We start from the raw sequence: 12,386 nt of genomic DNA on the forward strand, positions 1-12,386 counted from the left end.
TCATTAAAGACAAGCTGTCAGAAGGACAGGCAGAAGCCTTAAAGGCATAAGCCCGCAGAAGCTTTGTTATCGGACGTATTCGTTATAGATATGAAGCAAGGTCTTCCTGCTCGAACGAACGTGATGCGCTTCACGCAGACTCCGCTGGAGCAGCTCGCCGGATATCGGAAGCTCCGACACCGATGCCGGACCTCCGACCGAACGCATCAGCTCACTAAGCTCGGCCGGACTCGGGATTTGTTCCAGAAGCAGCCAAATGTCGCTCCAGTGCTCGGATACCCGATGACGGATGCGGTCCGCTTCCTGCTCCGCTTTCGTTCCCGTTTCCCCGAAACGCCCTGCGCGGATTTCAAGCCCTTCTTCCTTTATCGCATGGTACAGACGCGAGATTTCAATGCAGGCTGCGCCCACCTTGACGCCGTGGAGCAGCTGTTTCTTGCCGAGCCGGATAAACTCCATCTCCCAATAATGGGACAGATGATGCTCCGAGCCCGATGCGGGATGCGACTGACCGAACAACAGCATCGCAAGGCCGGACTCGATCAGCGCCTCCATCAAGATCCGGATTCCCTCCTCGGTCCGTCCCACGATCGCCCCTGCCGCATCCACGCATTTGCGAAGCGCCGCCGCCGTGATGTCCGCGGCTCGGTCCAGATAAGGCTCATCAGCGATCAGGCTGCCGAATGTCCAGTCGAAGAGCGAGGTGTATTTCCCCAGCATATCCCCGAACCCGGCAGCGGTTAGCGGCGCGGGGGCCTGCATGAGAATGTCGACATCGGCAAAAATCGCGCTTGGTCCGATGGCGGGGATCGTCCTTTTTTCCCCCCGCACGATAATCGGCGCTCCCTTGGACGTAAAGCCGTCCACGGATGCCGCCGTCGGCACCGAGACGAACGGAAGGCCGGCAGTATAGGCCGCATACCGGCTAATATCGTGAATCGTTCCGCCGCCCACCGCAAGCACGGCGCCGGCCCTGCTCTGCTGAATATCCAGAATAACCTGGATCAGCGAGGCTTCATCGGCAATGACATCATCTTTGGCATCAGGGCGAAGCAGCGTTACCTGCACCTGAAGCGATGCACGGACGAGGAGCTTCTCCAATGATTTGCCGGCCTTCTCGTACGTATTGCGATCCGCGACCAAGACGACCGAGGTCCAGCCTTTCTGCTCCAAAAAACCGGCAACGCCGGACAAAGCCCCGGATTCTATCCGGATCGTCTCGACTTCATCGAGATTGGCGAGATGCTGCGCCGGCAAATCTGCCGTCTGCTTCCTAATGTTTGATAACAAAGAGCTCATCATTGGTCACCCTTCTTTCGGGTTAGCGCAAGCGCCGGAAGCGGATCGTTGCAGGTCATGCCGGTTACGCCGCATTCCAGCGAAGCTCGGACCCCTTCCTCATCGTCCGGGCAGTAGCTCCAGACGAGCAGCCCTTGCTCCTGAAACCGCGCGACGATCGCAGGAGACAAGAGCGACATCTCAATGCCGATCGCCCACATTTTTGCATATGTGCCGTCTTCGCCCGGGACGAAATGCGACATTTTCTCTCCGGGAAAGCCTTGGGTCTTCATTCCGTAAGCATCGTGTATATAAGTAAGCACCTCAGCATCAAAACAGGTAAACACGCAGCGCTCCAGGTATCCGTGCCGGCCTAATATCGCGATCGTCAGATCCGCAGCTTCCTTGGCATCCGGACTCGGCTTAATCTCCACGTTGCACAGCACCTCGGGATATTCCGCCAGCAGCTCGCACAGCTCCTCCAGGGTCGGGATGACGCGGCCCTTGAACGCCTGCCCGAACCAGCCGCCCGCATCCAGCGCCTTCAGCTCCTCCAGCGTAAAGTCGCTTACCTTGCCGGTGCCATTGGTCGTCCGGTCGACGGTTGCGTCATGAATGACGACGACCTGGCGGTCCTTGGACAGCCGGAGGTCGAATTCCAGCATGTCGACGCCGAGCTCCAGCGCTTCGCGAAATGCCGCCAGCGTATTTTCCGGATAGGCCGCTTTGTAGCCGCGGTGTGCGGCCACCATAATGCCGGCTTGTTCCTGCAGTCGTTCGATCATAAGTCCTGCCACTCCTTTTTTCCCTTTTGTCATCGATTACTGAGCCAAAATCCGCTCCGTTTCTTTCTTGAACGTGTCCAGCGTGGACGGGATATCCTTACTGTCGTACATGATCGCTTCGATCGCCGAGAAAAACTCATGCATAATTTCAGGCCAGGCTACATCCTTGTTCGTATCGACGGCAAACTCCAGCTGATCGTAAGCAACCTTGCGGTTCGGCTCCTTCGCCCACAGCTCCTGCATCTTCTCCGATTCCACCATCTGCTTCGTAAATGGCAAGTACACGGATTGCAAAATAAACTCGAGCCCGCCTTCCTCCTCCATCTCCATCCAGCGGATAAACTCCCACGCGGCGTCCTTATTCTTGGAAGAAGACAGCATCGTGACATTCGCCCCTCCCGTCGGATTCGCGTGTACTTCATCCTTCGGCAGGAAAGCCGTCACATAATCGAAATCCACCGTGCTGGCCAGACCGCCGATCGAGCCTGTGGATTGAAAGATCATCCCGACCTTGCCCTCCACGAACATGCTGTTCACAATATTCCCGGAATCCTGGGCCGGCGGATAATAAAGCGCGCCTGTGCTCTGCAGGTCTTTCAGGTAAGCGAATACCTTCTCTCCGGCCCCGTTATCGCCAAAACCGATCGAAGTATTATCTTCATTGAAAAAGGTGCCGCCGGCCTGCGAAATCATCGCGATCGGATACCAGGTGTCATAAGGCATGCTGACCCCGTACCGCTTAAACTCGTTTCCTTCCTTTACAACCAGCGCGTTCGCGACTTCCTTCATCTCCTCCCATGTTGTCGGAACGGAGAGCCCGAGCTCATCGAGCAAGGTCTTATTCACATGTAAAATCGGAGTGGACCGGTTCAGAGGCAGCGAGACAAGCTGGTCGTTGAAGTACGAGTGACCCATCAGCCCCGGCGTAAAGTCATCGGCACTGATCCCGGATTGTTCGAGATACGGCGTCAGATCCTCCAATACTTCAGCATCGGCAAACATCTGCACGTAGGCCCGCTCCAGCATGCTCACGTCCGGGCCCGTACCCGACGCGATGGCCTGCTGCAGCTTCGTCACCGTCTCGTCATAGCTTCCCTGGAACGTACCGACCACCTCAATATCTTCATGCGAGTCATTGAAGCGTTGGATGAGCGCATCCATATATTCCCCGTTCTTGCCGCCAAGCGAATGCCAAAATTGAACGGTCGTGACCCCTTTGCCGCTTGAAGGGGATTCTGCAGCCCCGCTTCCCGGACTCTCGCCGGTACTTCCGGTATTGCCGGTATTCGCGGTGCCGCCCCCTCCCCCGCCGCACGCGGCCAGCATACTGAACAGCACGATGATGGACAAAAGCGTAAACCACTTGGATCTCATTTTTTCATTCCTCCATTACGTTTCGATAATGAATTGTAGTTTCCTGTCAAATTTAAGAAAAGAACTCGCATATTATTCACTTAATTCCTGAATACACAAACGCCTTCACGATATGCTTCGAGCAAAATAGATACACCAGCAGGATCGGTACGACCAGCATCACGTTGCCGGCCATAATGATATGCCAGTTGCTGATGCCCTCGGTTTCCCGCAGCATCGCAATCCCGAGGGTTAACGGCCGGACCTCGGCCGAATCGGTCATGACGAGCGGCCAGAAATAATCGTTCCAATGACTGACGAAGCTGAACAGCGCAATGGTTGCGAGCGCGGGCCCCGACATCGGGATCATGATTTTCCGCATAATGTTGAACTCGCTGGCATTATCCAGCCGGGCCGCCTCGATGATTTCCTCCGGAATCTGCATGAAATACTGCCGCAACAGGAAAATGCCGAAGGCATTCGAGACGAACGGGATAATCTGCGGCAGCAGCGTCTTCACAAGCCCCCATTCCGCCATCATGAGGTAGACGGGAATGAACGTAACCTGGCCGGGAATCATGAACGCCAGCAGAATCATGCCGAACAGGACCGTTTTCCCCGGGAATTTATACTTGGCGAATGCATAAGCCGCCGGAATCATAACAAGAAATTGCAAAATAATGATGGAGCCTGTTACGACGACGGAGTTTTTGAAATAGGTCAGAAACGGACCGGCATTCATCGCCTCTACGAAGTTACCCCACTGCGGCGAGGCCGGAATCCATGTCGGCGGAAACGCCATCGTCTCGCGAAACGTCTGCAAGGAAGTGGAGATCATCCACAGAAACGGAAAAATAAATAGGATCAGTACGGCGGCCTTCAGCACGATGCTCAGTGCTTGCCCGATGCTCTTCCATTCCAGGGTCTTCAAGCTGTTCCTCCTTTCTGCCATAGCGGCGGAGACTATTGGTAATGGACCTTCTTGGCCAGCAGCCGGAAATAAACGAAGGTGAGAAGCCCGATGACAGCCATCAGCAGTACGCCCGTTGCAGATGCATATCCGATATTGGTCGTACGGAAGCCGTAAATGTAATACACCAGCGTCGTTGTTGCATTGTTGGGCCCCCCGCCCGTCATGACCTGAACGGTATCGAACACCTTGAAGGAGCCGATGGTCATAATAATCAGGATGAAGAACAGCTGCGGCGAAATCATGGGCAGCGTGATTTTGTAGAACACCTTGAATTTGCTTGCGTTATCCAGCGCAGCCGCTTCATAGATGCTGGGCGATATGCTCTGAAGAGCCGCCACGATAATGAGGGTATAGTAACCGATGGCCTGCCATACGGACACGATGATGATCGACATCAGGGCGGTCTTGGAGCTTTGCAGCCAATCCGAAGGCGGGAGCCCGACCAGTTTGAGGACATAATTGAGCAGTCCTTGATTCGGCTCCATCAGCCACAGCCACACAAGCGAGATCGAAACGATCGAGACAACATGCGGCGTAAAAATTCCCGCCTGCACGATGGAATTGAAGCGCCCCTTCTTGTTCAGCCATACGGCGAACAGCAGCGACAGCAGCATGGTCAGCACCACGACGCCGGCGGTATAGATCGTGGTATTCCACAGCGCCTTATAGAAATCGCCCCGGCCCAGGATCTGCGTGAAATTATCCAGTCCGACGAATCGGCTCTTGTCTTTGTTGAGCAGATTGTATTTGAAGAGGCTCAAATAGATCAGGTAGCCCACCGGATACATGACGAACAGGAAGATTCCTGCCATCGCCGGCGCGATTAGAACGTAAGGACGAAATCCTTCCCAAATCCGCTTCTTATCCATGACTTTGCCCCCGCAGCCGCTCCAGGAAATCCAGGTAGCGCGCGTCCCGCTCCTCGATGCGGTTGCCATCCGCCCCGAAGAAGAACAGTTTGTCGGCCGGCACGCCAAGGTATACCTCCTGATCGACATGGAATATATCGTCCGGGCATTTCACCATAAAGGACCGTCCATCCCCCGTCTTCACCTGGTAGATCGTCTCGGAGCCGAGCATTTCGCGCGTGGCAATCTCCCCTTTGGCGGAAAAATAGAACGAGCCCGGCTCGGCGGCAAGGACGGCATTCTCCGGACGGAAGCCGAATGTGCTCCGGTCTTCGCCGAGCGGAGCGATGTTCATCGGCGGCACGCCGATGAACTGGGCGGCGAACAGATTGCTCGGCTTCCGGTACACCACCTCCGGCGGCGCCTCCTGCTGAATGACTCCCTTGTTCATCAGCACGATCGTATCGGCCATAGACATCGCTTCTACCTGATCATGCGTCACATAGACAAAGGTGGTGCCGAGCTTCTTGTGCAGCTCGATCAGCTCGATGCGCATCTGCACTCTCAGCTTCGCATCCAGATTCGACAGCGGTTCGTCCATGAGAAATACGGACGGATTCTTCACCATCGCCCGTGCGAGCGCGACCCGCTGCCGTTGTCCCCCGGACAGCGTGGAAGGCTTTCGGTCCAGGTAATCGGCAAGGCCGACCGTTTCTCCGATCGTCTCGACAAGCCGGGTTCGTTCCGCCTTCGGAACCTTGTTATTGACCAACCCGAACTCAATGTTCTCCCGGACCGACATCGTCGGGTAAATGGCATAATTCTGGAACACCATCGCCACTCCGCGTTTGCCCGGAGCGATGCGCGTCACGTCCTTGCCATCGATGAGCACGGTGCCGGAGGTTTGCGGATCAATCCCTGCAATCATGCGCAGCAGCGTGGTTTTTCCGCAGCCGGACGGGCCGACGAGGACGGTGAACGTGCCGTCTTCAATTTTGAGATCCAAATCCTGTATGACGGGCTGACGGTCGAAATATTTGCTTACCTTCACGAATTCAATGGATGCCAAATGCGATCCCCCTCACCTGTGTAATAATCTGATCCTGCTGTACAGCGTAATGAACAAATCATCATTTATGAAATCCCTTTCAATCCCTGCTTATTTGTACGCAGGAAATGAGCAGATAATGATCATTTTTGTTCATTTTTATTCAAATCGATTGTAGATCCGCTTTATTAGGAGAGTGTTAGCTTGGGGTTCGGTTTGTGTAAATTCGCGCGGTTCCTGCAGTTTTAACATTCGCTTAACGTTAGAAGGGTACAATGAGAGGGTACCGAACGGTGAGCATAAAAGAGCAATAATGCGCATTGTATATAAAAATGCCGTAAGTCTATGCTCGAGTCAGGAAGGGAGATATGATCGGTTGCTGGCACATGAAAGAAAGCGAAGAATCATTGATTATGTAAGGCAATATCGAACGGCTACGGTCGCTCAGCTTGCGCAGGAATTCGGCGTTCATACCGCAACCATCCGCCGGGATCTGGCGGAGATTGAACAGGAAGGCGCCCTGAAGCGCACTCATGGCGGGGTCATCATGGAGCAGTGGACGCGGAACGAGCCGTCCTTTAATGAACGTGCCAACGCTCACCGTGATGAGAAAATCCGAATTGGCCAGCTGGCGGCCTCCCTTGTCGAAGACGGGGAGAATATCATTATCGATTCAGGTACAACAACGCTGCATATTGCTACCCATTTGATTCACCGCTCCGATATTACCGTGATAACCAACGATATGAACGTAGCCGTTGAGCTGCGGGATGCCCCTGGCATTAAGGTCATTCTCACCGGCGGGGAGCTGTACCCCTCCAGCTATATGCTGAACGGCATGTTTACCGATCACGTGCTTGGTTCGCTGCATGTGGAAAAGGCCTTCATCGGAACGCCTGCCTTGCATCCGCAGCATGGGCTGATGCACCCGGAAGCGCTGCTCGTCCCCGCCAAACAGGGCATGATCCGCGCCGCAGGCGAAATCGTCGTTGTTACCGACCATTCCAAGATCGGCAAGCTGTCCCTGCATACCGTAGCCCCAAACAGCGCTATTCACACCCTCGTCACGGGAACCGAAGCATCCGATGCCGATATTCGGCCGTTCCAGGAACGGGGCATCACGGTGTACCGGGCGTAAGGGGATTAGACTTAAGGCAACGGCCTATCTTGACTGCTCGATGAAAATACAAGAAGGGACCCTGCGGGAGGCCCCTTCTTGTTTCATTATTGTCGCATGGAACGTCCCGAAATGTGTTATGTATGAATCGTTCCTCCCATCGAAGATGGAACGCTAGGGAGTCCTAACGCTTTCGCTTTTCATCACAATCCATAAAAAAAGACTGTCTCGCAGTAGAGAAATCTACTTAAGGACAGTTCATTATTCATTCACATTAGAGAATCCTTGATAATCGAAGGAAATGCTTATGGGAGAAGCTTCCACACTTCGGCAGATCCCGGAGTCTCGCCAAGCGTCCACCATCTTGCTTCATAGTTCTTTCCGTTGTACGAAACCTTGTCACCGCCCAGATACACGGTGCTTGCGCTCCAAGCAGGGTAGGTTGCGGAGCTGCCGGACGTCGACACCGAGAGCGGTGCAGATGCCGCGGATTTGCTGCCGTTGCTGCTGACAGCGACCACGGTGTACGTGTAGGACGTACCAGCCGTCAGGCCCGTATCATTGTAAGAGGTTGTTGCGGATGTACCCACAAGGGTTCCGTTACGATAAACCTCGTAGCTGGAAGCTCCTGTCGAAGCTGTCCAAGCCAGGGAAACGCTGCTGCTTGTTTGGGATGGAGAGGTCAGACCTGTCGGAGCTGGTACGCTCGGGTTCGGAGTACCGTTACCGCCGCCAAAGTCAACATCGATGACGTTATAGAATGCATTTGCCGTATCCGCTACTTCCCATACAGCCAGAATGACATGGTATCCGGATTTTGCCGGAACGTTACAGCTTGATGTGTAATCTGTTGGCGGCTTTGCGCCTCCGTAGTTAATCGAGCAGAACGGCGTCAGGTCGAAGGAAGCTCTGCTCAGCGGAGCATTTTGATCCCAGCCGTCCTTCGTAATGTAGTACTTCCAGCTTGCCGACGCATGCGGAGCTGTCAAATGCCATTTGAACGTCGTCGTTCCTGGAGATATGCTGACTTTGCTCCAGCGTGTAGCGGACTGCTCGTCAAGCTTAGGGAACGCGCCGCCTGCACTTGCAATCTTACCGTCGGCAGGACCTGCTGCAGGCCAGCCTTTAGGAGCTTCCAAGCTCTGAGGCTCGTAAACGATCGCGCCGCAATCGGAGTTAACCCCTTGCTTACACAGAAGCGCGCGGCTCGCCGGGGATTCAACATATCCGTGGGCAAATGCCTTATCCGCGAATAAAACCATAAATAAGGCCATTAACAGCATCGTGGAGCCTGCAATGATTACATGCTTGAGCCAAGATTTGTTCGGCAAACTTAATGTCATACAATTGTTCCTCCTTTTAATTGTAAAATTCAATCCACTGCCGCAAGCGATTGTCGTTCCCTTCTCTCTTGGCACACCTCCTTTGTCCGTAGCTCCGCAAGCAGAGCCGTTACCTAAGTTCTGTCAAGCTTGGAAGAATCATTATAATGTCCAAGCTTTACCATCCCTATCATCATTTTAATGGATCAAATCCCGGTATCCCATAATAGAAAACAACGATTTTTTACACATTCCAATGACAATTGGATAATATTGTATCCCACATCAGACAAACTTAGCTCGTCCACGACAACAGCTGACAGGTTTGCAAGCAAGAGCGCACGATTCCGGCTTCCGTTTTTCGCGTTGTAAATCAAAAAAAGAACTGCCCATAGTAGAAAAATCTACTTATGAAACAGTTCTCTCGTACGCTTGCCTTGCCGGAAGCGAGCCAGCCGTCTTCAGAAGATCACTCAACGCCATCCTTGAAGTTCTTCTCGTACCGCTTATCCCCTTTGTGCTCCAGGTCTTCGATCGTCATCTCCAGCGTGTGCACGATCAGCTCCTTCACCTGGTTAAGGGTATCAAAATAGACACTCTCTTCGGAGCCGACGATCCGTACCCCGCTGAGCGCTTGAACCGCTTGGTACCTTCGGTGCTCTTCAGCCAGATCGTCCACGGCCTGAAGCGTATGCTTCATTTGAAGAAACAGGTCTTTATGGTGCTTGCTCTCCAGGCGTTTCTCGAGTTCCTCGATTCGGGCATTCATCGTCTTCTCTCCTTCACCGTATAATGATTTGGATCCAATCCCCGTATACGCTGCTCCCTGCCATTAATTTCTTTATGCGGATCCGGGATTGTTCGATCCGGGAAACAGGAAATTGACCAGCGTTTAGCGAAAGATCTTATTGTTAACATTATACACCGTTACACCCACTAACAATCATGTCAATGATTAAACACTCATGGAGGTAGCAATGGAAAAAAACGGACTCGGAGGAAAGAGCATTATTCTCAGACTGGAAATGAACACGCAAGACATCAAATTCGGCCAGGTTGCATCCGCGATTTTCGAAGCCGGGGGAGATATGGTGGCGATCGACGTCATCCAGTCCAGCGGCCATATCACCGTCCGCGATATTACGATTACCGTTACTGACAGCGTCGACATCGGCAAGATCACCGACACCGTCAAAAATTTGAAGGGCGTTCGACTCGTCAACGTATCCGACCGCACGTTCCTCATGCATCTCGGAGGCAAAATCGAAACTCAGCCCAAAATTCCAATCCAGAACCGCGATGACCTCTCCCGAGTCTATACGCCAGATGTCGCCCGTGTCTGCGCAGCCATACAGGAAGACCCCAAGAAGGCCTATACCCTGACGATCAAAAGAAATACGGTCGCCGTCATTTCCGATGGAAGCGCTGTACTGGGACTCGGCAATATCGGTCCTTATGCAGCGATGCCGGTCATGGAAGGCAAATCCATGCTGTTTAAGCAGCTGGCAGGCGTGGATTCGTTCCCGATCTGTCTGGACACCCAGGATACCGAGGAGATCATCTCCTGCATCAAAGCGTTGGCGCCTGCCTTCGGCGGCATCAATCTGGAGGACATTTCGTCTCCGCGCTGTTTTGAAATCGAGCAGCGGCTGCGGGATGAGCTCGATATCCCCGTGTTCCATGACGATCAGCACGGCACAGCCGTCGTATTATATGCGGCGCTCATCAATGCCTTGAAAATCGTCGGAAAATCGATTGATCAGATCAAGGTGGTCGTCTGCGGAATCGGTGCCGCCGGGGTCGCTTGCAGTAAAATTCTCCTCTCGGCCGGAGTCAAAAATCTCATCGGCGTCGACCGCGAAGGGGCACTAGTTGCCGGTGGCAATTACAACAATTCGATGTGGCAGTGGTATGCGGAGCATACGAATCCGGACAAGGTGCAAGGCTCGCTGCAGGAAGTCATTCGCGGTGCCGACGTGTTCATCGGATTGTCTGCAGGCGGCCTGCTCCGCCGCGAGGACGTACTGGCGATGGCCGACGACCCGATCGTCTTCGCCATGGCCAATCCAACGCCGGAGATCCGGCCCGAAGAGGTGGAAGACATCGTTGGCGTCATCGCTACCGGACGCTCGGATTATCCGAACCAAATCAACAACGTGCTTTGCTTTCCGGGAATTTTCCGCGCGGCGCTCGACTGCAGAGCGACCACGATTAACGAGGAAATGAAGCTTGCAGCAGCGGAGGCTATCGCGTCGGCTGTACCGGATGATGAACGGAACCCTTCCTACATTATTCCGAGCGTATTCAATCAAAACGTCGTAAAGGCTATCCGTGAGCTTGTTGTAAAGGCTGCGATCAAAACCGGCGTAGCACGGAGAATTCCGCGTGAATAAAGGGGCGCTGATTCGGAAGTTCAACAAGCAAGCCGCCATGTACGAAAGAAACTCCAGGCAGCGTTATATCGGGAGATGGCGGCAGCGGCTGCTTCAGGACGTCTCAGGACAAGTGCTTGAGGTCGCCGTCGGTGCCGGTGCGAACCTTCCGTTCTATCAGCGGGACAAGGTCGAGTTGACCGCGGTCGACTTCTCGCCGGAAATGCTGAGCCGCGCGCGGCAATTTGCGGTGGAGCTTGGCATTCATGCGACTTTTCTTGAGCATGATATCGAGACGCTGGAGCTTCCGGAGCGGTCTTTTGACTGCGTGGTGTCCACGCTGTCGCTATGCGGCTACGAGGATCCCTTGGAAGCATTGCGCCGCATGAACCGCTGGGCCAAACCCGGCGGCCGCGTCTATCTGCTGGAGCATGGGGTCAGCGCCAACCGGCTTATCGGCCTCGCCCAGCATCTGGCCAATCCTGCAGCCCGGCGGATATCCGGCTGTCACTTCAACCGCGATATCCTTCGCATCGTGAAGGACTCACCGCTGAAGGTGCTTCGATCCGAACGCTATTGGAACGGCATCGTCCACTTGATCTGGGCGCATGCAACCTAATGGCGTACTGATCATTCAGGCGCTTGATTGAGCATAACATAAGCCTTCCTAACGAATCATCATTCTGGCGGCTCTGTCTGCATATGAGTCTATGTATGAGACAGTAAATTCTTAAATCGGGGGAATCGTTATGAATACAAGACCGGATCCAACAGAATATTTGCCTTTGGCTGAGAAGTACATCAGCCTGGTGCCTGACGGAAACATTGTGGATGTGCTGCAGGAGCTGCATGACGATACATTAAAGACGCTGGGCGATCTAACGGAGGAGCAAGCAGAGTACCGGTATGCCGAGGGAAAATGGAGCTTGAAGCAGGTGATGGGCCACATCGCGGATGGGGAGCGTCTATGGAGTTATCGTCTGCTTCATATAGCCCGCGGGGACGCCCGGGAGTTTTCCGGCTATGACCGGGAGGCATTCGTTCAAAACTCGCCCTTTGCCAGCTTGCCGCTGAAGGAAGTGCTGCGGGATTACTCCGCGGTCAGGATGTCGACATTAACGCTCGTGGGAAGCCTGACGGAGAAGGGGATGCTTGCGCAAGGCAGCTTTAACAACTACCCCCTCTCCGCCCGAGCCGCCGCTTTTATCATTGCCGGTCACGAAATTCACCATATGAATTTGATTCGCGATAAATATTTAAGGTCATGAATGAAAAAGGGCATCGGCACTG

General features: G+C 53.9%; 12 protein-coding genes. 4 read left to right on the forward strand and 8 right to left on the reverse strand.

The features are described from left to right. Positions 1–66: 66 nt before the first annotated feature. The 6 genes from NSQ46_RS26605 to NSQ46_RS26630 all read right to left on the reverse strand — a co-directional run bounded on the left by NSQ46_RS26605 (position 67) and on the right by NSQ46_RS26630 (position 6,306). Complete coding sequence (locus NSQ46_RS26605; RefSeq protein ID WP_342577019.1) at positions 67–1,299, reverse strand: sn-glycerol-1-phosphate dehydrogenase; 1,233 nt, start codon at positions 1,297–1,299, stop codon at positions 67–69. Further along, on the reverse strand, positions 1,299–2,063 hold the full coding sequence (locus tag NSQ46_RS26610; RefSeq protein WP_144867658.1) for a glycerophosphodiester phosphodiesterase family protein: 765 nt from the start codon (positions 2,061–2,063) through the stop codon (positions 1,299–1,301). Before NSQ46_RS26610 ends, NSQ46_RS26605 begins: the two co-directional genes overlap by 1 nt. Before the next feature lie 36 nt (positions 2,064–2,099). Then, positions 2,100–3,437 (reverse strand): ABC transporter substrate-binding protein, encoded by a 1,338-nt coding sequence (locus NSQ46_RS26615; RefSeq protein WP_342575338.1) that lies wholly within the window; start codon positions 3,435–3,437, stop codon positions 2,100–2,102. A 76-nt stretch (positions 3,438–3,513) separates the two neighbouring features. Beyond that, on the reverse strand, positions 3,514–4,254 hold the full coding sequence (locus NSQ46_RS26620) for a carbohydrate ABC transporter permease (RefSeq protein ID WP_260985731.1): 741 nt from the start codon (positions 4,252–4,254) through the stop codon (positions 3,514–3,516). A gap of 125 nt (positions 4,255–4,379) precedes the next feature. Continuing rightward, entirely contained in the window at positions 4,380–5,258 is an 879-nt protein-coding gene (locus NSQ46_RS26625; protein WP_007132470.1) for a sugar ABC transporter permease, read from the reverse strand. Then, on the reverse strand, positions 5,251–6,306 hold the full coding sequence (locus NSQ46_RS26630) for an ABC transporter ATP-binding protein (RefSeq protein WP_144867666.1): 1,056 nt from the start codon (positions 6,304–6,306) through the stop codon (positions 5,251–5,253). The genes NSQ46_RS26625 and NSQ46_RS26630 overlap by 8 nt, the downstream gene beginning before the upstream one ends. 355 nt (positions 6,307–6,661) lie before the next feature. On the opposite strand from NSQ46_RS26630, the gene NSQ46_RS26635 reads away from it, so the two are divergent. Next, complete coding sequence (locus tag NSQ46_RS26635) at positions 6,662–7,423, forward strand: DeoR/GlpR family DNA-binding transcription regulator (protein ID WP_144867668.1); 762 nt, start codon at positions 6,662–6,664, stop codon at positions 7,421–7,423. 284 nt (positions 7,424–7,707) lie between these two features. Here the strand turns inward: NSQ46_RS26635 and NSQ46_RS26640 are convergent, their stop codons facing one another. Both NSQ46_RS26640 and NSQ46_RS26645 read right to left on the reverse strand, forming a co-directional pair. Beyond that, complete coding sequence (locus tag NSQ46_RS26640) at positions 7,708–8,745, reverse strand: lytic polysaccharide monooxygenase (protein WP_342575342.1); 1,038 nt, start codon at positions 8,743–8,745, stop codon at positions 7,708–7,710. Between the two features lie 448 nt (positions 8,746–9,193). Then, positions 9,194–9,493 (reverse strand): hypothetical protein, encoded by a 300-nt coding sequence (locus NSQ46_RS26645; protein ID WP_007132474.1) that lies wholly within the window; start codon positions 9,491–9,493, stop codon positions 9,194–9,196. A 208-nt stretch (positions 9,494–9,701) separates the two neighbouring features. On the opposite strand from NSQ46_RS26645, the gene NSQ46_RS26650 reads away from it, so the two are divergent. The 3 genes from NSQ46_RS26650 to NSQ46_RS26660 all read left to right on the forward strand — a co-directional run bounded on the left by NSQ46_RS26650 (position 9,702) and on the right by NSQ46_RS26660 (position 12,364). Beyond that, entirely contained in the window at positions 9,702–11,117 is a 1,416-nt protein-coding gene (locus NSQ46_RS26650) for an NAD-dependent malic enzyme (RefSeq protein ID WP_341341459.1), read from the forward strand. Next, complete coding sequence (locus NSQ46_RS26655) at positions 11,110–11,715, forward strand: class I SAM-dependent methyltransferase (RefSeq protein WP_028407392.1); 606 nt, start codon at positions 11,110–11,112, stop codon at positions 11,713–11,715. Before NSQ46_RS26650 ends, NSQ46_RS26655 begins: the two co-directional genes overlap by 8 nt. Before the next feature lie 130 nt (positions 11,716–11,845). Then, positions 11,846–12,364 carry a DinB family protein gene (locus NSQ46_RS26660; protein WP_210094184.1) on the forward strand — a complete coding sequence of 173 codons (519 nt, stop codon included), beginning with the start codon at positions 11,846–11,848 and terminating at the stop codon, positions 12,362–12,364. Positions 12,365–12,386 lie beyond the last annotated feature (22 nt).

The organism is Paenibacillus sp. FSL M8-0142, assembly GCF_038597315.1.
Classification (GTDB): domain Bacteria; phylum Bacillota; class Bacilli; order Paenibacillales; family Paenibacillaceae; genus Paenibacillus_AQ; species Paenibacillus_AQ lactis.